The organism is Frigoribacterium sp. AC512 (assembly GCF_979258295.1).
Genome location: NZ_OZ409850.1, coordinates 2,144,341 through 2,166,521, shown reverse-complemented (window position 1 = coordinate 2,166,521; position 22,181 = coordinate 2,144,341). Strand labels below are relative to the sequence as shown.

The following is a 22,181-nucleotide window of genomic DNA, read 5'->3' as shown; positions in this document are numbered from 1 at the left end:
CGGGCGGGTCGCGTCGCGTCCCGTCCCGTCGTGCCCTGCGGAGCACGACCGTGCTGAGCGTCGTCGACGCCGTGCGGGCGGACATCGTGCAGGGGGTGCTGCAGCCGGGCACGCGCATCACGGAGGCGGCGCTCGCCGAGCGCTACGGCGTGTCCCGGGTGCCCGTGCGCGAGGCGCTCCGCGGGCTCGAGGCCGAGGGCTTCGTCGAGTCCCGGCCGAACGTCGGATCACGGGTGGCCGAGATCCCGTTCGACGAGGCCGACGACCTCTTCGCGGTCCGGGAGGCGCTCGAGATCTCGACCGCGCGACGCGCCGCGGGCAGGGCGCGGGCGCGGTTCAGCGGCGGGGACGACGAGGCGGCCGGAGGCGGCGGCAGCGACGCGGACGACGACTGGCGCCGCGTGAGGCGCTCGCTCGAGCAGCTCCTCGACGAGGGCGACGCCGCCGTCGCCCGGGGGGACCTCGACCGCCTGGTCGACCTCAACGAGCGGTTCCACATCGGCATCGCCGAGCTCAGCCGCAGCAGCACGCTCGCGACGCTGCTGCGCCAGCTGTCGCGCAAGATCGAGTGGCTCTACGCCCTCGACGAGTTCTCCCGCGGCAAGCGGCTCTGGCCCGACCACCGCGTCATCCTCGCCGCCATCGACGCGGGCGACGCCGACCGGGCCGCGGAGCTGATGGGACGGCACGTGCGCGAGTCCCGTGTCGGGTACCTCGGCCGGACGGCACCCGCCGAGGTCGTCGAGCAGCTGCGGGCGGCACCCGTCCCCGTCGCGGGCGGCGTCGCGTGACGCGCCCCGTGACCCGACACCGGCTCGATCCGGCTCCCGCGACGACGAACGACGTGTACTCCCGCGACCACGCCCCCGTCCTCACCGTCGATCCCGGCGACGAGGTCGTCGTCGGGTCGCTCGACGCCTCCGGCCACCTCGAGCGCCAGCGGACGCCCGGCGAGGCGCGGCCGCGCCTGTTCCCGCAGGCGCGGGGCCACGCGCTCACCGGTCCCGTCGCCGTCCGTGGTGCGCGTCCCGGTCAGATGCTCGGCGTCACCTTCGTCGACCTGCGGCCGGGGGAGTGGGGCTGGACGGTCGCGGGCGGCCGCGAGACGCCGGTCACGACGCGGCTCGGCCTGGCCGACGTCCCGCCCGCCTGGCTGCTCTGGGAGATCGACGCCGACGCCGGCGTCGCCACCGAGAGCCGGGGGCTCACGGTGCCGACCGCGCCGTTCCTCGGGGTGACGGGCGTGGCGCCGGCCGAGCCGGGCGAGCACTCCACGACGCCGCCGCGCACGACGGCGGGCGGCAACGTCGACTGCCGCGAGCTCGTGGCGGGGTCGACCCTGTGGCTGCCGGTGCAGGTCGACGACGCGCTCCTGTACCTCGGCGACGGCCACGCGGCCCAGGGCGACGGCGAGGTCGGCGGCACGGCGATCGAGTGCCCGATGACGACCGAGGTGCGGATCGACCTGGTCGACCGGCGCCCGCTCCCGAGCGTGCACGCCGAGACCCCCGCGGGGCGGATCACCTTCGGCTTCGACGCCGACCTCGACGTGGCGACGGGCGACGCCCTCGACGCGATGGTCACGTGGCTGGCGGCCCTGCTCGACGTCGACCGCGCGACCGCCCTCGCCTTCGCCAGCGCCGTCGTCGACCTGCGCGTGACGCAGGTGGCGAACCAGACGTGGGGCGTGCACGCCCTGCTGCCGACGGGCGCACTCAGCCTCTGAGCCGACGCGGACTACGGGAGCTGTGGGGGCGCGATCAGTTCGAGGAATCCACCGTGGGCACCTTCGAGGTAGATGATGCGTGTGCCGACTCGGGCGCCACCGGTCATCCGGTGAGGTGTCCCGACTGGTTCCCAGCCGTGTCCGGCGCAGAGCTCGAGCACACGATCGAGGTCGGAGACCGTGAGCGCGATGTGCACCACGCCGACCTGTGCGGGCGAGCCGGCACACTCGGGCAGTCGGGGCGGGTCGTACTGCAGCAGCTCTACCCGGTGGGGGCCGAGTGTCACCGTCGCCGCGCGGATCACGGCTCCACGGACGCCGGTGGTCGCCGCCGTGACTTCCTCCTCGAGCGTGAAGGTGCGCTCGAGCACGAACCCGAGACCGGAGCACCACAGCGCCAACGCGTCGTCGAGGTCGGCCACGGTGAGACCGGAGTGAGCGATGTCAGAGATGAGCGGTGATGCCATGACGTCAGTATCGAGCTCCGACGTGCCTGCCTGGGGGAAGAGGGCCCCGACACCCGATAGTCCGCCGAGATGCGTCGTCCGCGCGGCCGCCTCCTACTGGTACGTCACGAGGTCCGGCACAGGAGACACCTCGGTCATCGTCTGCTCGGGCGTGAGCATCGGCTCGTCCTCGTCGGAGAAGTTCTTCCAGCCCCAGGCGACCTCGGGGGCGCCGTCGTGCAGCGCGCGCCAGGTGGCCTGCTTGTCGGGCTGGGAGCCCTGGCCGTCGACGTGCACGAGGGTCGTCAGCTCGGGGCGGCTCAGGTCGATCGCCGCCCGGTCGCGCAGCATGCTCGACCGGAACTGGTGGAGCACGAACAACTTCGGCGGCAGGGAGCGCGCGGCGACGAGGTCGGCGAGCCAGGTGGAGACGGCGTTCACCTCGACGGCGTCGACGCCGCCGATCTGCCGGAGCGGCACCTGGTCCGGGGCGAGGCGCCACTCGGGGTCGAGGGCGAGGCCCACGTTCGGCTCGGTGAGCAACGACTCGTACCGGCGGGCCTGCGTCAGGAAGTCGGTCCGTCCCGGCTGCAGGTCGAGCACGACGTACTGCCCGGCGGCGGCCGCGGCCTCCACGTACGGGCGCAGCCGCTCGGGGTCGAGCTCGTTCGAGTAGTCGCCGTCGGGGCCGGCGTCGCCCGCGGCCACCGTGGCGATCAGCTCGAGCATCGGCACGACGGGCCGGTCGGACGACGCCTGGTAGCCGGCCGCCGTGTCGGCCGCGCGCTGCACGGTCGCCGCGACGTCCTGCTCGCCGAGCACGCCCAGAGCCGAGGTGCCAGGGGCGCCGTAGAGGGCGACGAACCGTCGGTCGGGGAAGAACCGCTGGCCGCCGCCCGGCAGCTCGGCGCCCGAGCGCGCCGCGGCGACCGACCACTCGAGGTGGGGCCGGTCGGCGAAAGCGGAGCCGACGACGAGGGTGGAGTCCGCCTCGGAGGCGCCCATCGCGCCGACGACGGAGGCGTCCTGCTGCAGGTCGGTCACGCCCTCGGGCAGCGTGAGGAGCTCGGCTCCCGCGGCCCGGGCGGTGGCCGACGCCGCGGCGTCGTCCGGACCCGACACGACGACGAGCGTCGAGGAGTCGGCGCCCCGGGCCGGGGCAGCCGCGACCTCCGCGGCCGGCACGGCGTCCACGTCGCCGAGCGCCAGGTCGTCCGTCGACGGGCCCTCGCCCACCGTCGCCACCCTCGTCGCACGCAGGCGGTCGACCTCCGTCGCGACGTCGACGCCCGGCGCGGCGATCAGCACGGGCGCGCCGATCCGCTCGCCCTGCCGTGCCGCCTCGGCGACGGCGTCCGGGTCGTCGGCCCCGGCGAGCACCACGACCGGCGAGCTGCCCCACAGCGCGCGGCTGGTCTCGACGGCCCTCTCGGCGGCGGTGCCCGACGCGGCGGCGGTGACCGCCGCCTCCGGCGTGGCCACCGTGAGCTCGACCGTCTCGGGATCGGGGGCCGACATCGTGCACGCCGTGACGGTCAGCAGGGCGCCGACGGCCAGGGCCGCTGCGGGGAGGAGGCGGCGTCGGGAAGTCACCGATCCACGGTAGACCGGGTGCGGGGCCCGACTCAGCTCAGGACGTCCTTCGTCGTGAAGCGTCCGAGCGCCAGAGCGCCGAAGACGGCGATGTATCCCGCCTGCAGCAGCGCGTTGTCCGCGAAGTTGCTCCACGAGATCGGATCGCGCAACAGATCGGCGAAGCCGAGCCAGTAGTGGGTGAACAGCCACGGGTCGAGGAAGTCCAGCTGCGGCAGCGCGTCGACGATCTGCGCGACGGTCGAGAGGACGATCGTCGCCGCCATGGCGCCCACCGGCACGCTGGTGAGCGTCGACGCGAAGAGGCCGATCGCGCTCAGCCCCAGCAGCGAGACGGTGACGTAGAGGGCCATCAGCAGCATGCGGCCCGCGTAGTCGCCGAGTCCGATCGTCTGGCCGGACAGCAGGGTGACCGGACCGACGGGGAACAGGGCCGCACCCGCGATCGCTCCCACGACGACCACCACGAGGGTGCCGACGAGGCAGAACAGGGCGGCGCCCGCGTACTTCACGAGCAGGAGGCGCACCCGGCCCACCGGGGTCACGAGCAGGTACCGGAGGGTGCCGAGGCTCGCCTCGCCCGCGATCGTGTCGCCCGCGACGACGCCCACCGTGAGGGGGAGGAACAGCGGGATGGCCACCGTGAGGGCGGTGAGCGAGACGAAGAGCCCGTTCTGCGTGATGTCCCCGAGGAACGCGGGACCACGCCCTCCCGAGCCGGCGTCGTCGGTCGTCACGCGGACCGCGACGGCGAGCAGGATCGGGATCAGCGCGAGCGCCGCCAGCAGGGCGATCGTGCGGACGCGGCGGAACAGGACGACGACTTCGCTGCCGAGCAGCGCGAGCCCGGAGCCGCGACGGAACTCCGTCGCGAGCGCGTCAGAGGAGGGAACGCCGGCCGAGCTGGCGGCGGTCCCGTCGGCGGCCGAGGAGGCGGTGGCCCCGTCGGACGGGATCGGATTAGCCGGCGACATCGAAGCCCTCCCCGGTCAGGTCGACGAAGCGGTCCTCGAGGCTCGCGCCCGAGACCTCGAAGCCGCGCACGCGCACGTCGGCGGCGACGAGAGCCGCGACGATCGCCTCGGGCGCCAGGCCCTCGACCGTCAGGTCGGCCTCGACGTGCGCTCCCTCGGACGGGGCAGGACCGGCCGAGCCCGGGTCGTCGGGCGCGAGGCCCAGCCGGCTGAGCACGTCACGGGCGAGGTCGGGATCGGGCGTGACCAGGCGCACGCGGTGCGTGCCGAGCGCACGGAGGTCGCCGAGGGTGCCCTGCGTGAGCAGCCGCCCCGCGCTCATGACGCCGATGTGCGTGCACATCTGCTCGACCTCGGCCAGCAGGTGGCTCGACACCAGGACCGTCGTCCCGTCGTCGGCGAGCGATCGGATCAGGCCGCGCACCTCCCTGGTGCCCTGCGGGTCGAGGCCGTTGCTCGGCTCGTCCAGCACGAGCAGGTCGCGCGGCATGAGGAGCGCGTTCGCGATGCCGAGGCGCTGCTTCATGCCGAGGGAGTAGGCGTGCGCCTTCTTGTCGGCGGCGTGGCCGAGGCCGACGCGGTCCAGGGCGGCCGCGACCCTGGCCTTGCGGGTGCCGCCCGGAGCCCGGCGGTCGCCGGAGTCGAGGCGCATCAGGTTCGCGCGGCCCGAGAGGAACGGGTAGAACGCGGGCCCCTCGACCAGCGCGCCGACTCGGGGCAGCACGTCGCGGGCACGATCGGGCATGGCGCCGCCCAGCACCCGGATCGAGCCGCTGGTCGAGCTCGTGAGGCCGAGCAGCATCCGGATGGTCGTCGTCTTCCCCGAGCCGTTCGGTCCGAGGAACCCGTAGACGCTGCCCCGTGGCACCGCGAGGTCGAGGTCGGCGACGGCTTGCTGGCGACCGAAGGTCTTGCCGAGGCCGACGGTCTGGACCGCGAGGCCGACGTCCGGCCTGGCCTCAGCCGCGTCGCTCACGGCACCCGTCGCTCACTGTGCCTGCCGCCCACGTCGACCGCCGCTCACTGCGCGGCGACGGCTGCCTCGAGGGCGTCGGCGTCGACGGCGCCGGCCCATACGCGCCCGTCGTCGCCCACGAACACCGAGACGAGGGAGGTCTGCAGCACCTTGCCGCCGTCGACCGGGGTGAGCACCTGGTCGAGCAGCGCCGAGCTGTCGTCGGCGGCGTCGCCGGTCGGCGCGGGCTCACGGGTCGCCGAGGGGGCGAGGCCGACGATCGTGCTCCAGCCGGAGCCGAGCACCGTCTTCTCCGGTGCCTGACCGTCGGCGTGGTGCGCACGAGCGTCGTCGCCCGTGGGCGCAGGCACCTCGGTCACGTCGGCCCCCGCGGGCGGCGTGAAGGCGAAGACGTCGGAGGAGGGGGCGCTGAAGTCGACGGAGGTGAAGCCGACCGAGACGGCCGGGTCGGCCTGGCCCTTCGCGGCGACGACGACCTTGAGGGGCACGCCCGTCTCGGAGTCGACGGTCAGCGTCGCGCTGCCGACGAGCGTCGCCGGGTCGTCGGGCGTGAGGACGACCTGGTACGCGGTGCGGCCGGCGACCTCGACGTTGTCGGTCGCGGTGACGGTCGTGGTGGGCTCGACGGCCGAGAGCAGGGCCGAGGCGAGCTCGCCGGGGGTCTGGGGCACGGCGGTGCCGTCGGGCAGGGCGGTGGGCACCTCGGTGCCGCTCGCGTCGGGCAGCGTCAGGTGCGCCGCCTCCTTCGACTCGGAGTCCCAGGTCCAGACGCTGTCGCCGTCGCGGACGACGTCGCGCTCGGCCAGGTCCTCCACGACCTGCACGCGCTGCTTGTCCGTGCCGTCGACGAAGACCTTCGCGGTGTGGCTGCCGGTCAGGAGCTCCAGGGCGTCGCTCGTCGCGTCGCCGGCTCCGCCCTGGCCCTGGAAGCTCGACACGTCGGGCAGGCCCAGGTCGCTCGTCTGCTCGACCGTGCCCGAGAACGAGGCGCCGGAGCTCGACGCGGCGAGCTCGAGCACCTGCCGGGGAGTCTTGTCCGGCAGCACGACCTCGGCGTTCGCGGCCATCGACGGCACGACGATGCCGGCGGCCACGACCGCGGCCGGGACGACGACGGCGGGGATCCACCGTGCGGACCTCGATCGTGCCGACGGGGTGCGTGCTGCGTTGTGCATGGTGTCCTGTGCCTCTCGTGGCGGCTCGGTGCGGGTCGCGACTGGTCGGCAGGCTACGCGCCGACCCTGGAGACCACTGGGAAGCCGAGGGGACGTCCCTCGACGTCGAGCGACACCCCTCTGGCGCCTGGCGGGACCGCGGTCAGCTCAGAGCTCGACGACCTCGAACTCGAGCAGGTCGGCACCGGTGGCGACCGGTCGACGGGGCGCCTCGGCGCCTTCGCCGCCCTGGTCGGCCGGCGCGCCCTGGCTCGGGGGAGGACCGGCGTGCGCGGCAGCGGCCCCGTTCGCCTGCCAGTCCTGGAACGACTGCTCGTCGGCCCAGGTCGTCACGACGAAGTACCGGGTGTCACCGGACACGGGACGGAGAAGCTGGAAGCCCTCGAAGCCGGGAGCGCCGTCGACCGAGTGCTTGCGGGCGGCGAAACGGGACTCGAGCTCGGAGCCCGAGCCCTCGGGCACGTGGATGGCGTTGATCTTGACGACGGAGATGGTGCGACTCGCTCTCGTTCGGCCCGGCGGGATGCCCGGCGAGGGGTGACGGAAGGGGCTCGGGGCTAGGCGGTCTTCATCACGTTCGCGGTGAAGCCCTGCACGCGCTCGGCGAGGCCCGACGCGCGGCGCTCGATCTGCTCGGGCGGGTTCAGGTGCGGTGGCGCGACCCTGATGAGCAGGGAGCACGCCAGGTCCTCGCAGATGTACGTGCCGATCGTGTCGCCGTTGGCACCGGCGTCGCCGGCCTTGGGCGCGGTGAAGAGACGCACCTGCGTCGCGGGCTGAGGCGAGTGGCAGAGCGAGCACATGGCGGCGATGCCGGGTCGAAGGGACGAGCCCGACGACCGGACGACGAGACCGACCGGCCGGTCGTCCATCCAGTGCACGATGTAGCCGCGCTGGTGGGCCTGCGGGTCGCGCCAGCCCAGGAACTCGCGCTCGCCCCACAACATCTCGTGCAGGCCGGGGATGGGGAGCCGGTCGAGGTCGCCGGGGAGGGCGTTCACGAACGACTCACGGATGTCGGTCTCGGTCAGCGGCTTCATGATCGAGCCGAGCCTACGCGTCGCCGCCGACAGCGCGTCGGGACCGGCTCGCCGCCCCGCTCGGCCCCTACGCTGGCCCCGTGGTCGACACGGCGGCGGGGCACGGGGCGCGGTGCCCGGACGAGGAGGCGGTGGTCGCGCGCCTGAGGGCGGCCGGCTGCGTCTTCGCGGAGGACGAGGCGCGCCTCCTGCTCGAGGCGGCGGCCGGGCCCGACCTCGAGGTCCTCGTCGCTCGGCGCGCGTCGGGCGAGCCGCTCGAGCAGGTGCTCGGCTGGGCGGCCTTCGACGGGCTCAGGCTCGTCGTCGAGCCGGGCGTCTTCGTGCCGCGACGCCGCACCGAGCTGCTCGCGCGGCTGGCCGACGCGGCGCTCGTCGTCACGCCGGGCCCGCCGTCGGCGCCGGGACGGGGACAGGTCGCGCTCGACGGGACGACCGCCTCCGGCACGGCACCCGTCGTCGTCGAGCTGTGCTGCGGGGTCGGTGCGGTCGCCGCCGCGCTGCTGCGCCGCCGCCCGCTGCTCGACGTGGTCGCCGCCGACCTCGATCCCGTCGCCGTGCGCTGCGCCCGACGCAACCTCGGCGAGCGGGCGACGGTCGTCGGGGGCGACCTCTTCGCCGAGCTCCCCGCACGGCTGCGCGGCCGGGTGGACGTCCTGGTCGCGAACGCGCCGTACGTGCCGACGGCCGCCATCGCGACGATGCCGCCGGAGGCCCGCCTCCACGAGTCCGTCCTCGCCCTCGACGGCGGGGCGGACGGCCTCGATCTGCACCGCCGCATCGCCGAGGGCGCAGGGGAGTGGCTCTCGCCGACCGGCACGCTCCTGATCGAGACGAGCGAGCGCCAGGCCGAGGCCACGGCCGCCCTCTTCCGGGCCGCGGGCCTCGACGTGTCGGTCGAGCGCGACGACGACCTCGACGCGACCGCCGTCAGCGCGACCCGCCCGGTGGCCTGAAGGGGTCCGGCGGCAGGCCGAGTGGTCAGCACCTGTCGCAGGATCCGTCGGGAAGGACGACTCCTGACCACTCGGCTGTCCGTCGATGCCCGGACGAAGGCACGGGTCGGGCCCAGGCGAGGGAGTGCGAGGGGCCTAGACGTCGACCGGCGAGACGAGGTCGACCACGGGCGACTCGGGCGTCCCCGAGATCTGGCAGGTGAACGCCGCCTCGACCCGGCCGTCGGCGAGGTGTCCGAAGCGCACCTCGGCGACCGCGCCCGAGTCCGAGTCGCGGACGTCCGCCTCCTCGTAGGCCCACACGTCGTCGATCGACGGCAGGTCCGGGTACTGGGCCCGGACCGCGGCGACGCAGGCGTCCCAGGCGGGCGGCGCCTCGTGCGCCTCGGCCGTCGAGGGCGCCGGGGGAGTCGTGGTCGGCAGGGGCGTCGCGGTCGCGTCGGGCCCGGTCGTCGTGACGATCCCGGGCGTGGCCGCGGCGCCGGGCTCTCCGTCGGTCCCCGCGCAGCCCGCCAGCAGCAGGGTGACGGCGAGGGCGGCGGTGACCAGCGAGGCGGTCTTGGTGGGCACGGCGCGCTCCAGGAGACGGGACGGGCGTCGGCGGGCGCCGACGGAGGTCGAGGAGGCTCAGACTAACCGCACGGAGGCGCCACGGAGGTCGAGGGTGCAAGCTGGTTCGATGACCGCTACAGAGAACCGCGAACCGACCGCCCTCGAGCAGGCCATCAGCAAGGGACAGGCAGGAGAAGGCGACATGAACGCCGTCCTCGCCGAGTTCGTCAACGCGCAGGTCGTCGTGGCCACCGCCGTCGACGCCCAGGACAGCCTGACCGACCTCCAGCCGGTGCTCTTCGACCGCGAGGGCACGCCCATGCTGGCGGCCTTCACGCACGCCGACATGATCGGCGAGCAGGTCAAGGGCGTCGCCGAGTACCAGGCCACGATCCCCGCGGCCGAGCTCGTCCAGGCGATCCCCGCGCAGACCGGTCTCGTCGTGAACCCGGGCAACCGGGAGGGCTTCGAGATGCTCCCCGAGGGCGTCGCGCAGCTCGCGAACGACGTCCGCGAGCTCGTCGCCGCGCACCGGGCCGCCGGGTCGCCCGAGCCGGGTCAGCCCGCCTCCTAGCCCGAGCCCCCGCGACGCCCCGACCGTGCCCCACGGCCGGGGCGTCCGTCGTCGCGTCCCGAAACACCGCTGTCACATGCCCGCTGTAGGGTGAGCGGCACAACAGAACACCGGGCCACGAACACGTCGCGGGAGAGCCCCGGAGCGCACGCCGATGCGCCGCCGGGCACCGAAGGAGCAAGCTCCCCGCCAATCTCTCAGGTACCGCGTACCGCGACGGACTGGCCACTCTGAAAAGCAGGGGGCACCTGTTACGAGGCGCGCGAGCGTCGCCGACACCGCCTCCTCGCCCACGGTGAAAGTCGGCCCTCGTGGCCGGCGAAGCTCTCAGGCCCATGACAGAGGGGGTGCACGACCGCGGCTCTGCCGTGCCGTGCGCGTCCCCGTCGTGCAGGTGCTGCACGACGCCGATCCCGGCCGAGTCACCTGGTGCCGGGCCGTTCCCCCAGGAGTCCGCAGATGTCCGACGCAGCCTCGAACCTGCCCGCCGCCCCCGGCCCCGACGACGCGGACCTGCGCGACGGCCCCGCAGCCACGACCGGCGACCTGCCCCTCGCCGACGACGGCACCGAGGGCGTCGCGACCGCCGACGGCGCGCCCCTCGACCTGGTCGACGCGGTCGACGCGGAGGCCGTCGCCGACGAGCAGGAGGAGCGCCTCAGCCCCCTGCACGACGTCCACGTCGCCGCCGGTGCCAGCTTCACGGACTTCGCCGGCTGGCAGATGCCGGTCCGCTACAGCTCCGACCTGGCCGAGCACCACGCGGTGCGCACCGCCGCCGGGCTGTTCGACCTGTCGCACATGGCCGAGATCGCCGTCGTCGGGCCCGACGCGGGGGTGTTCCTCGACGCAGCGCTCGCGGGCACCCTCTCGACCATCGCGGTCGGCCGGGCCAAGTACTCGTTGCTGCTCAGCCCCGAGGGCGGGATCGTCGACGACCTGGTCGTCTACCGCCTCGACGAGCACGACTACCTCGTCGTCGCCAACGCCTCCAACCGCGATGCCGCCTTCGGCGCCCTCGCGAGCCGGGCGCACGGCTTCGACGTCACGGTCGACGACGAGAGCGACGACACCGCGCTCATCGCGATCCAGGGCCCCGAGGCCGAGGGCGTGCTCGACGAGCTGGTCACCGCCGACCGGCTGCAGCCCGACGCGCCCCTGTCGACCCTGCGCTACTACCGCGTGCTCCAGGGCACCTTCGACGACGCCCCCGTGCTGATCGCCCGCACCGGCTACACGGGCGAGGACGGCTTCGAGCTCTACCTCGCGCCCGAGCTCGCCCCCGAGCTCTGGGGTGCCCTCGCCGAGGCGGGCGGCCCGCGCGGCCTCGTCCCCGCCGGGCTCGCCAGCCGCGACACGCTCCGCCTCGAGGCGGGCATGCCGCTCTACGGCCACGAGCTGGGCCTCGACGTGCGCCCCGCGCAGGCCGGCCTCGGCCGTGTCGTCGACACGTCGAAGGAGTTCGTGGGCAAGGCGGGCGTCGAGCCCGCCCCCGCGGCTCGCGTGCTCGTCGGCCTGACGCTCGAGGGCCGCCGCGCCGCGCGGGCCGGCTACGCGGTCGTCACCGACGACGGCACCGTCGTCGGCGAGGTCACGAGCGGTGCCCTCTCGCCGACCCTCGGGCACCCCGTCGCCATGGCGTTCGTCGACCCCGAGGTCGTCGACCGCGGCCCGGCGCTGGCCGTGGACGTCCGCGGCACCGCGATCCCCGCTGCCGTCGTGTCGCTGCCGTTCTACAAGCGCGGCTGACCTGCTCCCGCACGCCCGCCTCCTCGACCCCTCCCCCCGCCCCAGCCCCCGCCTCCTCGGCGCCCCTGCCTCCTCGAAAGGACCGGCCATGACCGATCTCACCGCCCTGCAGTACACCTCCGAGCACGAGTGGCTGCTCATCGACGGCGACACCGCCACCGTCGGCATCACCGACTACGCCGCCGAGAAGCTCGGCGACGTCGTCTACGTCGACCTGCCTGCCGAGGGCACCGAGGTCGAGACCGGCAAGGTCGTCGGCGAGATCGAGTCGACCAAGTCGGTCGGCGAGCTCTACGCCCCCGCCCTCGGCACCGTGCTCGAGGCCAACCAGGCCGTCGTCGACAGCCCCGACCTCGTCAACAGCGACCCGTTCGGCGAGGGCTGGCTGATCAAGATCGCCCTGTCGAGCACCGACGGCCTGTCCCTCCTCTCGCGCGACGAGTACGTCGCCCTCACCGCCGAATGAGCGACGCGCAGGGGTCCGTCTTCGGCGACTGGTCCGACCGGGCCGCCACCGGCTTCGTCGACCGCCACGTCGGCACCACCGCCGCCGACCAGGCGGCCATGCTCGAGCTGCTCGGCCACGACAGCGTCGAGTCGCTCGTCCGTGCCGCCGTGCCGGACAGCATCCACGCGGTGCCCGTCGACGCCTCGGTGCTGCCGGCGCCGATCGGCGAGAAGGAGGCGCTGGCCGAGCTCCGGGCGCTCGCCGACCGCGGCCGCCCCTCGCGCAGCATGATCGGCCTCGGCTACTACGACACCGTCACGCCGGCCGTGATCCAGCGCAACGTGCTCGAGAACCCCAGCTGGTACACGGCCTACACGCCGTACCAGCCCGAGATCTCGCAGGGCCGGCTCGAGGCGCTCATCAACTTCCAGACGATGGTGTCCGAGCTGACCGGCCTCACCACGGCCAACGCGTCGATGCTCGACGAGGGCACCGCCGTCGTCGAGGGCATGCTGCTCGCCCGTCGTGCCTCGAAGGCGCGCACCGACGTGTTCGTCGTCGACTCCGACGCACTGCCGCAGACGAAGGCGCTGCTCGCCGGGCGCGCCGAGGCCGTGGGCATCGAGCTCGTCGAGCTCGAGCTCTCCAGCGTCGACCCGGCCGAGATCCCCGACGCCTTCGGCGTGTTCGTGCAGTACCCCGGCGCCTCCGGCTGCGTCTGGGACCCGGAGGCGGTCGTCGCCGCCGTCCACGCCGCCGGCGGCCTCGCGGTCGTCGCCGCCGACCTGCTCGCGATGACCCTGCTCCGCCCGCCCGGCGAGTTCGGGGCCGACGTCGCCGTCGGCACGAGCCAGCGCTTCGGCGTGCCCATGGGCTTCGGCGGCCCGCACGCCGGCTACATGGCCGTCCGCACCGGGCTCGAGCGTCAGCTGCCCGGTCGTCTCGTCGGCGTCTCGCAGGACGTCGAGGGCCACCCGGCCTACCGGCTCAGCCTGCAGACCCGCGAGCAGCACATCCGCCGCGAGAAGGCGACGTCGAACATCTGCACCGCCCAGGTGCTGCTCGCCGTGATGGCCTCGATGTACGCCGTCTACCACGGCCCGTGGGGGCTCCGGCACATCGCGTCGCGCGTCCACGCGCACGCTGCCGACCTCGCGGCCGCCGTGCGCGCGAGCGACCTCGAGCTCGAGAGCGACGTGTTCTTCGACACCCTCCAGGTCTTCGTGCCCGGCCGGGCTGACGAGATCGTCGCCGCCGCGCACGCTCGCGGCTACCTGCTCTGGGCCGTCGACTCCGACTGCGTCCGTCTGTCGCTCGACGAGACCACGACGCGCGACGACCTCGAGGTCGTCGCCGACGTGCTCGGGGTCGCCCTGCCCGCGGCGTCGCCCGCAGGCGGCGGCGAGGCGCGCGACGAGCGCGACGCGGTGCTGCCGGAGGGCCTCCGCCGCACCTCCGACTTCCTGACGCACCCGGTCTTCCGCACGCACCGCAGCGAGACCAGCATGATGCGCTACCTCAAGCACCTCGCCGACAAGGACTACGCGCTCGACCGCGGCATGATCCCGCTCGGCAGCTGCACGATGAAGCTCAACGCCGCGACCGAGATGGCGGCCGTGACGTGGCCCGAGTTCGCGGCCGTGCACCCGTTCGCGCCGGCCTCCGACGTCGAGGGCTACCTCGAGATGATCGGCCAGCTCGAGGGCTGGCTGGCCGAGGTCACCGGCTACGACACCGTCTCGCTGCAGCCGAACGCCGGCAGCCAGGGCGAGCTCGCCGGCCTGCTCGCGATCCGCGGCTTCCACCTCGCCGCCGGCGACACGGCCCGCACCGTGTGCCTCATCCCGCAGAGCGCGCACGGCACGAACGCGGCCAGCGCCGTGCTCGCCGGGCTCCGCGTGGTCGTCGTGGCCTGCAACGAGCAGGGCGACGTCGACCTCGGCGACCTGCGTGCCAAGGTCGAGCAGCACCGTGACGAGCTCGCGGCGCTGATGATCACGTACCCGTCGACGCACGGCGTCTACGAGCACGACATCCGCGAGGTCACCGACGCGGTGCACGCGGCCGGCGGCCAGGTGTACGTCGACGGCGCGAACCTCAACGCGCTGCTCGGCTTCGCCCGGTTCGGCGACTTCGGCGGCGACGTCTCGCACCTGAACCTGCACAAGACGTTCTGTATCCCGCACGGGGGCGGCGGTCCCGGTGTCGGGCCCGTGGCGGCCAAGGCCCACCTCGCCCCGTACCTGCCCGGCCACCCCCTGGCGCAGCAGGCCGACCGTCGCACGGGTGCCGAGCCCGCCGGGGCCGGCGAGCGGCTCGCCCACGCGGGCGTCCCCGTGTCGAGCGCCCCCTACGGGTCGCCGAGCATCCTGCCGATCAGCTGGGCGTACGTCCGCATGATGGGCACCGAGGGGCTGGCCGCGGCGACCGGCGCCGCCGTGCTCTCGGCGAACTACGTGGCGGCGCGGCTGCGCGACCACTTCCCGGTGCTGTACGCGGGAGAGAACGGGCTCGTCGCACACGAGTGCATCCTCGACCTGCGACCGCTCCGCGACGCCACGGGCGTGACCGTCGACGACGTGGCCAAGCGCCTCATCGACTACGGGTTCCACTCGCCGACGATGTCGTTCCCGGTCGCCGGCACGCTGATGGTCGAGCCGACCGAGAGCGAGGACCTCGCCGAGATCGACCGCTTCGTCGACGCGATGATCGCCATCGCCGGCGAGGCCGCCGACGTGGCGTCGGGCCGCTTCACCGCCGAGTCGAGCCCCCTGCGGGGCGCGCCCCACACGGCCGAGTCGGTCATCTCCGGCGAGTGGACCCGCGAGTACAGCCGCGACGAGGCCGTGTACCCGGTCCGCACCCTGGTGCGCGGCAAGTACTGGCCGCCGGTCCGCCGCATCGACCAGGCCTGGGGCGACCGCAACCTGTTCTGCGCCTGCCCGCCGGTCGAGGCCTTCGCCTGAGCCGGCCCGCTCCGCACGTCGAGCCGTGACGCAGGGAGCCGCCCGGTCGCTGATCCCGTCGGCGACCCGGGCGGCTCCCTCCTGGTCCCCGCGGGTGCCGGCCCCTGAGCGGCGCGGACGGCGCCGGCGTGACGGGGGCCGTCCCGGATGACACCCGGGGGGACGGTCGAGGAGGTGCGTGTGGAGTTGTCGAGTCCGTTCGACCCTCGAGACCATGACACGCTCCCCCCGGACGGGTGTCAAGGGGCGCCGATGTCCGGGGCGGCAAGTCAGCGCAGATCGGCGTCGGCGTGGCCGGGGGAGGCCACGCCTCGCGTCCGGCCCGTCGCCTCCTCGGGTCAGCCAGGCAGGCCGAAGGCGGCCGGGAAGGTCGTCGCCGCCCACGGGTAGCCGACGAACACGGCAGCGTCCATCAGGAGGTGCGCGACGACCAGCGGGAGCACCCGGCCGGTCCGCGTGTAGAGCCAGCCGAAGACGAGTCCCATCACGACGTTGCCGACGAAGGCCCCGAAGCCCTGGTACAGGTGGTAGCTGCCGCGAAGCAGGGCGGCGGCGACGATGATCGGCCAGGTGCGCCAGCCGAGGTCGCGCAGCCGGGCGAAGAGGTACGCGACGACGATGACCTCCTCCGTCACGCCGGCCCGCAGCGCCGAGAGCAGCAGCACGGGCACGGTCCACCACTGTGCGGCGAGGTCGGTCGGGACGACGGTGACGGTCAGGTCGAGGGCCTTGCCGACGAGGTAGAGCCCGATCCCCGGGATGCCGATGGCGAGGGCCAGGCCCGCGCCGCCGAGCACGTCGCGGCCGGCACGGGAGAAGTCGACCCCGAGCCGTCTGAGGTGCGGGCGGGCCTCGTTCCAGAGCAGGTAGGCCACGAGCGCGACGGGCACGAGGTCGACGGCGATGCCGACCAGCTGGTAGATCAGGTCGAAGACCGGACGGTCGCTGAGCGACGAGTTGAGCGTCGCCGTCTGCTGCGACAGCGACTCGTCGCGGGTCAGCCGGTTGGCGATCGACAGCACGGAGTAGACCGCGGAGGCGCCGAGCGAGAGCCCGAGCACGATCGCGATCTCGGCGCGGAGGCGCGCCCTGCCAGGTCGACCCGGCCCCGTCTCGAGAGGCCCGGCCGTCCCGTCGCGTGGCCTCGGCCCCGGCGTTGCCGGTAGCGTGTCGTCTCTGTCGCTCACGCGCCGATCGTACGGGACGCTCCGGCCGGCCGCGGATGATACCCGGCAGCTGTCTGATTTCTCGCAGCGGATCCTTGCGCTCTTCGCAGTCGCGGCGCAACAGATCACCCACTGACGCAAAGATCCGGCGAGTTGGTTTCCGTCGTGTAACCGTTCCCCCAGGGGTTTGGAGATGGCTGAGCCCGGTGCTTAGGGTGACTGCATCCAACGCGGCGAGGCTCATGGGGGCCCCGCTGCGTCCTTTCCCGCATCAGGAGGAACATTGAAGAAGACGCGCATGGGCCTCGGGGCCATCGCCGTCGTGGGGACGGCAGCACTCGTCCTCACGGGCTGCGCCAGCGGTGGGGACTCGGGCGACAGCGGCTCGGGCGACTCCAGCGCCATCATCACCACCAACGGCAACGAGCCTCAGAACCCGCTCGTCCCCTCGAACACCACCGAGGTCGGCGGCGGCAAGATCATCGACTCCGTGTTCGCGGGCCTCGTCTCGTACAACGCCGACGGCGAGTCCGAGATGGACGCGGCCGAGTCGATCGAGTCGGACGACAACCAGCTCTGGACCATCACGCTCAAGGACGGCCAGACCTTCACCGACGGCACCCCGGTCACGTCCGAGTCGTTCACGAAGGCCTGGAACTGGGCCGCTCAGGTCTCCAACGCCCAGAGCGCCTCGTACTTCTTCGACAACATCGCCGGCTACGACGCCGAGGCCGACAGCGACCTCCAGCTCGAGGTCGTCAGCGACACCGAGTTCACGGTCGAGCTGTCCGCGCCCGCCGCTGACTGGCCCCTCCGTCTCGGCTACTCGGCCTTCTCGCCGCTGCCCGAGTCGTTCTACGACGACGTCGACGCGTTCGGCGAGAACCCCGTCGGCAACGGCCCGTACAAGCTCGAGAGCGAAGGCGCCTGGACGCACAACCAGGACATCAAGCTCGTCACCAACCCCGACTACGACGGCCCGCGCAAGCCCGTCAACGGCGGTCTGACGATCACGTTCTACACCACGCAGGACGCGGCGTACGCCGACGCACTGTCGGGCAACCTCGACATCCTCGACCAGGTCCCGGACGCCCAGTTCGCCTCCTACCAGAGCGACTTCGCGGACCGTTACGTCAACCAGCCCGCGGCGATCTTCCAGTCGTTCACCATCCCGCAGTACCTCGAGCACTTCGACGGCACGACGGAGGAGGGCAAGCTGCGCCGCCAGGCCATCTCGCTCTCGATCAACCGCGACGACATCACCGACGTCATCTTCCAGGGCACCCGCACGCCGGCCAAGGACTTCACGTCCCCGGTCATCGACGGCTACTCGGACGACCTCGAGGGCTCCGACGTGCTCTCGTACGACGCGGACAAGGCCAAGGAGCTGTGGGCCGAGGCCGACGCCATCTCGCCCTACGGCGACACGACGTTCACCCTCGCCTACAACGCCGACGGCGGCCACCAGAACTGGGTCGACGCCGCGACGAACAGCATCTCCGACACGCTGGGCATCAAGGCCGAGGGTCAGTCCTACCCGACCTTCGCCGAGCTGCTCGACGACGAGGACAACGACGCCATGACCGGCGCCTTCCGCTCCGGATGGCAGGCCGACTACCCGTCGCTGTACAACTTCCTCTCGCCGCTGTACCAGACCGGTGCCGGCTCGAACTACGGCCGCTACACCAGCACCGAGTTCGACGGCCTGCTGTCCGAGGGCGCCGCGGCGACCTCGGCCGACGACGCGACCGCCGACTTCCAGAAGGCACAGGAGGTCCTCTTCCAGGACCTGCCCGTCGTCCCGCTCTGGTACTCGAACGTCACCGGCGTCTGGGCCGACACGGTCAGCAACGTGGAGTTCGGCTGGAACTCGGTGCCCCTCTTCTACGAGGTCACCAAGAACTAGTCGCACCGAGAGCGGCGTAGCCTCTCTCCTCGTCCCGGGGGGTCCGGGCAGGTCATCCTGTCCCGGGCCCCCCGAAGGGCGTCCACCTCTTCCTCCACACGATTGCGACATCCATGCACGCGCAGAAATCCGAGGCGGCCTGATGCTCTGGTACACCGGCCGGCGCCTCCTCCAGCTGATCCCCGTCTTCTTCGGGGCGACGTTCCTCATCTACTTCATGGTCTTCGCCCTGCCGGGCGACCCCGTGGCGGCGCTCTTCGGCGAGAAGCAGCCGAGCCCGGCGGTCATCGAGGCCATCCGCGCCCAGTACAACCTCGACCAGCCGTTCATCGTGCAGTACCTGCTCTACATCGGCGGGCTGTTCACGGGTGACCTCGGCACGACCTTCTCCGGTCGTCCGGTCATCGACGAACTGGTCCGCGCGTTCCCGATCACCTTCCGCCTCGCGATGCTCGCCCTCCTCTTCGAGGCCGTCGCCGGCATCCTGGTCGGCCTCGTCGCCGGTCTGCGCAAGGGCAAGATCTTCGACAACAGCGCGCTGGTCGTGTCCCTGCTGCTCATCTCGGTGCCGACGTTCGTCATCGGCTTCGTGCTGCAGTACGTGTTCGGCATCCAGCTCGGCCTGTTCCGGACGACCGTGAGCTCGCAGGCGCCGTGGAACGAGCTCGTCCTGCCCGCCATCGTGCTGGCGTCGGTGTCGTTCGCCTACATCGTGAGGCTCACCCGCGCCTCCGTGTCCGAGAACATGAGCGCCGACTTCGTCCGCACGGCGACGGCCAAGGGCCTGTCGCGCCGCCGAGTCGTGGGCGTGCACATCCTGCGCAACTCGCTGGTGCCGGTCATCACCTACCTGGGCGTCGACATCGGCTCGCTGATGGTCGGCGCGATCGTCACCGAGGGCATCTTCAACATCCAGGGCGTCGGAGGCACGGTCTACCGCGCCATCCAGCTCGGCGAGGGCCCGACCGTCGTGTCGTTCGTCGCCGTGATGGTCATCATCTTCATGCTGGCCAACCTGCTCGTGGACCTGCTCTACGCCGTTCTCGACCCGAGGATCCGCTATGCCCAGTAACTCGACCCCCGGCCTCTCGCCCGACCACTACGTCGCGCCGATCGAGGACACGCCGCTGAAGGCGGTCGACGCCGTCGACGAGTCGGAGAAGCCCCGCTCGAGCTGGAACGACGCGTGGGACGCGATGAAGACCCGCCCGCTGTTCTGGATCTCCGCGGTGCTCATCCTGCTCGTCATCGTCGTCGCGGTCTTCCCGCAGCTGTTCACGTCGACGTCGCCCACGTCGGGCGCGAACCTCCGCTCGAGCAACGGCGGCCCCGAGGCCGGTCACCCGATGGGCTTCACCCTGCAGGGCCTCGACGTCTACGCCCGGGTGATCTACGGCACCCGCGCCTCCCTGACCGTCGGCCTCCTCGCCACGGTCATCGTGACGATCGTCGGCATCGTGATCGGCTCCCTCGCCGGCTACTACGGCGGCTGGCTCGACGCGATCGTCTCGCGCATCGGCGACATCTTCTTCGCCATCCCCACCGTGCTGGGCGCGATCGTGCTCATGTCGGTGCTGCCCTCGCGCACGCCGCTGACCGTCGCCCTCGTGCTGTCGCTCTTCGCCTGGCCGCAGATCGCGCGCATCATGCGCGGCTCGGTGCTCGGCGCGAAGAGCAGCGACTACGTGATGGCGTCGACGGCGCTCGGCGTCTCGCGGTTCCGCATCCTCCTGCGCCACGTCGTGCCGAACGCGATCACCCCGGTGATCGTCGTCGCGACCGTGTCGCTCGGCACGTTCATCGTGGCCGAGGCCACGCTGTCGTTCCTCGGCATCGGCCTCCCCAGCGGCGTCATGTCCTGGGGCAACGACATCGACGCCGCCCGGTCGTCCCTGCGGGTCGCCCCGATGCCGCTGATCTGGCCGGCCGCCGCGCTGAGCGTGACGGTGCTGTCGTTCCTGATGATGGGCGACGTCGTGCGCGACGCCCTCGACCCGAAGGCGAGGGCCCGTCGATGAGCGACACCTCCACCCGACCCGCGCAGGCGACCACCGCCTCCGGCGCGACCCCCCTGCTCGAGATCAAGGGCCTGAAGATCGGGTTCCGCACCCAGTCGGGCTACGTCGACGCCGTCCGCGGCGTGGACTTCACCATGATGCCGGGCGAGCGCCTCGCCATCGTGGGCGAGTCCGGCTCGGGCAAGTCGACCACCGCGACCTCGATCATCGACCTGTTGCCGGGCACCGGCGAGGTCACGGGCGGTCAGATCCTCTTCGAGGGCAAGGACCTGACGAAGGCCTCGGCGGCCGAGATGCAGGCGATCCGCGGCCGCGACATCGGCTACGTCCCGCAGGACCCGATGTCGAACCTCAACCCCGTGTGGAGCATCGGCTTCCAGGTCGAGGAGGCGATCCGCGCGAACGGCGTCGCCACCGGCAAGCAGGCGGTGCGGCAGCGAGCGATCGAGGTGCTGCAGGAGGCAGGGCTCGGCGACGCCGACCAGCGCCTCAAGCAGTTCCCGCACCAGTTCTCGGGCGGCATGCGCCAGCGCGTGCTGATCGGGATCGGCCTCTCGTCGCACCCGAAGCTGCTGATCGCCGACGAGCCGACCTCGGCCCTCGACGTGACCGTGCAGCGGCGCATCCTCGACCACCTCGAGACGCTGACGCGCGACTACGGCACCTCGGTGCTCTTCATCACGCACGACCTCGGCCTCGCCGCCGAGCGCGCCGAGAAGCTCGTGGTCATGTACAAGGGCCGCGTGGTCGAGTCCGGTCCCTCGAAGGAGATCCTGGCCAACCCCCAGCACCCGTACACGAAGCGTCTCGTGGCGGCGGCGCCCAGCCTCGCCAGCCGGCGCATCCAGTCGACGATCGAGCCCACGCACAGCCACGCGGGCGAGGTCAGCGACGAGGGCGCGGACGACATGGACCTGATCGCCCGTGCCCGTCAGCGCGAAGAGCTCGGCCGCACGAACGCCGAGTTCATCAAGGTCGAGAACCTGTCGAAGGTCTACGCGATCCGTCAGGGCGGCTTCAAGACCACCGAGCTGCGGGCCGTCGACGACGTGTCGTTCTCGATCCCGCGCGGCACGACGACGGCTCTCGTCGGCGAGTCGGGCTCGGGCAAGTCGACCGTGGCCAAGCTGGTGCTGCAGCTCGAGGGCATCACCTCGGGCACCGTGGCGATCGACGGCCAGAGCGTCGGGGCGCTGAAGGGCTCGGAGCTCTTCGGGTTCCGTCGCCGCGTGCAGCCGGTCTTCCAGGACCCGTACGGCTCGCTCGACCCGATGTACAGCGTCGGCAACACGATCGCCGAGCCGCTCGTCACGCACGGCATCGGCGACCACAAGAGCCGCCAGGCCCGAGTGCACGAGCTGCTGAACCAGGTGTCGCTTCCCGTGTCGATGGTCAACCGCTACCCGGGCGAGCTCTCGGGCGGTCAGCGTCAGCGCATCGCCGTGGCCAGGGCGCTCGCGCTCAAGCCCGACGTGATCGTGCTCGACGAGGCCGTCTCGGCCCTCGACGTGCTCGTGCAGGGTCAGGTGCTCGACCTGCTCACCGACCTGCAGACCGAGCTGGGCCTGACGTACCTCTTCATCACGCACGACCTCGCGGTCGTCCGGCTCATCGCCGACAACGTCTGCGTCATGCAGAAGGGGCGCATCGTCGAGTCGGGCACCACCGACGAGATCTTCGCGAACCCGTCGCAGCAGTACACCCGCGAGCTGCTCGAAGCCATCCCGGGTGCGCAGTTCGAGTTCGGCCGCTGAGCGGCTGACGCCCTGAGAGGCTGACGCATCGATCAGCCCGCCTGTGGAGGGGCCCTCCGACCGTGCCGAGAGCGCGGGGGAGGGCCCTTTACCACGTGCCGTAGACTGTTCCCGCCGGGCCCCGTCCCGACCACCTCCCCCTGACTCTTCTCGTAAGGAATTCAT

20 protein-coding genes and 1 riboswitch are annotated in these 22,181 nt (G+C 72.6%); of the genes, 11 read left to right on the top strand and 9 right to left on the bottom strand.

What is annotated here, in order from left to right:
- Positions 1-50 precede the first annotated feature (50 nt).
- Both ACZZ97_RS09845 and ACZZ97_RS09840 read left to right on the top strand, forming a co-directional pair.
- Complete coding sequence (locus ACZZ97_RS09845) at positions 51-791, top strand: GntR family transcriptional regulator (RefSeq protein WP_314103805.1); 741 nt, start codon at positions 51-53, stop codon at positions 789-791.
- Between the two features lie 8 nt (positions 792-799).
- Positions 800-1,726 (top strand): acetamidase/formamidase family protein, encoded by a 927-nt coding sequence (locus ACZZ97_RS09840; RefSeq protein WP_463473028.1) that lies wholly within the window; start codon positions 800-802, stop codon positions 1,724-1,726.
- Positions 1,727-1,737: 11 nt separating this feature from the next.
- On the opposite strand, the gene ACZZ97_RS09835 is transcribed toward ACZZ97_RS09840, so the two are convergent.
- The 7 genes from ACZZ97_RS09835 to ACZZ97_RS09805 form a co-directional block, all read right to left on the bottom strand.
- Positions 1,738-2,193 (bottom strand): VOC family protein, encoded by a 456-nt coding sequence (locus tag ACZZ97_RS09835; protein ID WP_463473027.1) that lies wholly within the window; start codon positions 2,191-2,193, stop codon positions 1,738-1,740.
- Between the two features lie 93 nt (positions 2,194-2,286).
- Positions 2,287-3,765, bottom strand: coding sequence for a hypothetical protein (locus ACZZ97_RS09830; protein ID WP_463473026.1), 1,479 nt, complete (start codon positions 3,763-3,765; stop codon positions 2,287-2,289).
- A gap of 32 nt (positions 3,766-3,797) precedes the next feature.
- On the bottom strand, positions 3,798-4,739 hold the full coding sequence (locus ACZZ97_RS09825; protein ID WP_463473025.1) for an ABC transporter permease: 942 nt from the start codon (positions 4,737-4,739) through the stop codon (positions 3,798-3,800).
- Positions 4,726-5,715, bottom strand: a complete 990-nt coding sequence (locus ACZZ97_RS09820) for an ABC transporter ATP-binding protein (protein WP_463473024.1) — start codon at positions 5,713-5,715, stop codon at positions 4,726-4,728. The genes ACZZ97_RS09825 and ACZZ97_RS09820 overlap by 14 nt, the downstream gene beginning before the upstream one ends.
- Positions 5,716-5,759: 44 nt before the next feature.
- Entirely contained in the window at positions 5,760-6,890 is a 1,131-nt protein-coding gene (locus ACZZ97_RS09815; protein WP_463473023.1) for a LolA family protein, read from the bottom strand.
- Between the two features lie 147 nt (positions 6,891-7,037).
- Positions 7,038-7,382 carry an antibiotic biosynthesis monooxygenase family protein gene (locus ACZZ97_RS09810; RefSeq protein ID WP_314104160.1) on the bottom strand — a complete coding sequence of 115 codons (345 nt, stop codon included), beginning with the start codon at positions 7,380-7,382 and terminating at the stop codon, positions 7,038-7,040.
- 65 nt (positions 7,383-7,447) lie between these two features.
- Positions 7,448-7,930, bottom strand: a complete 483-nt coding sequence (locus ACZZ97_RS09805) for an FBP domain-containing protein (RefSeq protein WP_192041133.1) — start codon at positions 7,928-7,930, stop codon at positions 7,448-7,450.
- Between the two features lie 80 nt (positions 7,931-8,010).
- On the opposite strand from ACZZ97_RS09805, the gene ACZZ97_RS09800 reads away from it, so the two are divergent.
- Entirely contained in the window at positions 8,011-8,883 is an 873-nt protein-coding gene (locus ACZZ97_RS09800) for a methyltransferase (protein WP_463473022.1), read from the top strand.
- Positions 8,884-9,018: 135 nt separating this feature from the next.
- Here ACZZ97_RS09800 and ACZZ97_RS09795 read toward each other — a convergent pair whose 3' ends face one another.
- Positions 9,019-9,453, bottom strand: a complete 435-nt coding sequence (locus ACZZ97_RS09795) for a hypothetical protein (RefSeq protein WP_463473021.1) — start codon at positions 9,451-9,453, stop codon at positions 9,019-9,021.
- A gap of 109 nt (positions 9,454-9,562) precedes the next feature.
- Between ACZZ97_RS09795 and ACZZ97_RS09790 the strand changes: the two genes are divergently transcribed.
- The 4 genes from ACZZ97_RS09790 (at position 9,563) to gcvP (ending at position 15,172) form a co-directional block, all read left to right on the top strand.
- Positions 9,563-10,009, top strand: coding sequence for an SseB family protein (locus tag ACZZ97_RS09790; protein WP_463473020.1), 447 nt, complete (start codon positions 9,563-9,565; stop codon positions 10,007-10,009).
- A gap of 119 nt (positions 10,010-10,128) precedes the next feature.
- A riboswitch (glycine riboswitch) is annotated at positions 10,129-10,233 on the top strand.
- A gap of 235 nt (positions 10,234-10,468) precedes the next feature.
- Positions 10,469-11,758, top strand: a complete 1,290-nt coding sequence (gene gcvT, locus ACZZ97_RS09785; RefSeq protein WP_463473019.1) for a glycine cleavage system aminomethyltransferase GcvT — start codon at positions 10,469-10,471, stop codon at positions 11,756-11,758.
- 88 nt (positions 11,759-11,846) lie between these two features.
- Complete coding sequence (gene gcvH, locus ACZZ97_RS09780; RefSeq protein ID WP_314102184.1) at positions 11,847-12,224, top strand: glycine cleavage system protein GcvH; 378 nt, start codon at positions 11,847-11,849, stop codon at positions 12,222-12,224.
- Complete coding sequence (gene gcvP / locus ACZZ97_RS09775; RefSeq protein WP_463473018.1) at positions 12,221-15,172, top strand: aminomethyl-transferring glycine dehydrogenase; 2,952 nt, start codon at positions 12,221-12,223, stop codon at positions 15,170-15,172. Before gcvH ends, gcvP begins: the two co-directional genes overlap by 4 nt.
- A gap of 338 nt (positions 15,173-15,510) precedes the next feature.
- Here gcvP and ACZZ97_RS09770 read toward each other — a convergent pair whose 3' ends face one another.
- Positions 15,511-16,359: a CPBP family intramembrane glutamic endopeptidase gene (locus ACZZ97_RS09770; protein WP_463473017.1), complete on the bottom strand. Its 849-nt coding sequence runs from the start codon at positions 16,357-16,359 to the stop codon at positions 15,511-15,513.
- A 262-nt stretch (positions 16,360-16,621) separates the two neighbouring features.
- Here ACZZ97_RS09770 and ACZZ97_RS09765 point away from each other — a divergent pair, with 262 nt between their 5' ends.
- From ACZZ97_RS09765 to ACZZ97_RS09750, 4 genes are all read left to right on the top strand, one after another.
- Positions 16,622-18,244 (top strand): peptide ABC transporter substrate-binding protein, encoded by a 1,623-nt coding sequence (locus ACZZ97_RS09765; RefSeq protein ID WP_463473016.1) that lies wholly within the window; start codon positions 16,622-16,624, stop codon positions 18,242-18,244.
- 142 nt (positions 18,245-18,386) lie between these two features.
- The gene (locus ACZZ97_RS09760) at positions 18,387-19,316 is read left to right on the top strand and encodes an ABC transporter permease (RefSeq protein ID WP_463473015.1); all 930 of its coding nucleotides are present in this window, start codon (positions 18,387-18,389) and stop codon (positions 19,314-19,316) included.
- Positions 19,306-20,262, top strand: coding sequence for an ABC transporter permease (locus ACZZ97_RS09755; RefSeq protein WP_314102180.1), 957 nt, complete (start codon positions 19,306-19,308; stop codon positions 20,260-20,262). Before ACZZ97_RS09760 ends, ACZZ97_RS09755 begins: the two co-directional genes overlap by 11 nt.
- A complete protein-coding gene (locus ACZZ97_RS09750; protein WP_314102179.1) occupies positions 20,259-22,016 on the top strand; it encodes an ABC transporter ATP-binding protein in 1,758 nt (585 codons plus the stop codon). Before ACZZ97_RS09755 ends, ACZZ97_RS09750 begins: the two co-directional genes overlap by 4 nt.
- The last annotated feature ends 165 nt before the right edge of the window (positions 22,017-22,181 follow it).

What these genes read in the sequence shown, in the direction of transcription:
- ACZZ97_RS09835 (WP_463473027.1), bottom strand. Translation starts at nt 2,193, where the DNA reads ATGGCATCACCGCTCATCTCTGACATCGCTCACTCCGGTCTCACCGTG.
- ACZZ97_RS09825 (WP_463473025.1), bottom strand. Translation starts at nt 4,739, where the DNA reads ATGTCGCCGGCTAATCCGATCCCGTCCGACGGGGCCACCGCCTCCTCG.
- ACZZ97_RS09815 (WP_463473023.1), bottom strand. Translation starts at nt 6,890, where the DNA reads ATGCACAACGCAGCACGCACCCCGTCGGCACGATCGAGGTCCGCACGG.
- ACZZ97_RS09805 (WP_192041133.1), bottom strand. Translation starts at nt 7,930, where the DNA reads ATGAAGCCGCTGACCGAGACCGACATCCGTGAGTCGTTCGTGAACGCC.
- ACZZ97_RS09790 (WP_463473020.1), top strand. Translation starts at nt 9,563, where the DNA reads ATGACCGCTACAGAGAACCGCGAACCGACCGCCCTCGAGCAGGCCATC.
- gcvT (WP_463473019.1), top strand. Translation starts at nt 10,469, where the DNA reads ATGTCCGACGCAGCCTCGAACCTGCCCGCCGCCCCCGGCCCCGACGAC.
- gcvH (WP_314102184.1), top strand. Translation starts at nt 11,847, where the DNA reads ATGACCGATCTCACCGCCCTGCAGTACACCTCCGAGCACGAGTGGCTG.
- gcvP (WP_463473018.1), top strand. Translation starts at nt 12,221, where the DNA reads ATGAGCGACGCGCAGGGGTCCGTCTTCGGCGACTGGTCCGACCGGGCC.
- ACZZ97_RS09760 (WP_463473015.1), top strand. Translation starts at nt 18,387, where the DNA reads ATGCTCTGGTACACCGGCCGGCGCCTCCTCCAGCTGATCCCCGTCTTC.
- ACZZ97_RS09755 (WP_314102180.1), top strand. Translation starts at nt 19,306, where the DNA reads ATGCCCAGTAACTCGACCCCCGGCCTCTCGCCCGACCACTACGTCGCG.
- ACZZ97_RS09750 (WP_314102179.1), top strand. Translation starts at nt 20,259, where the DNA reads ATGAGCGACACCTCCACCCGACCCGCGCAGGCGACCACCGCCTCCGGC.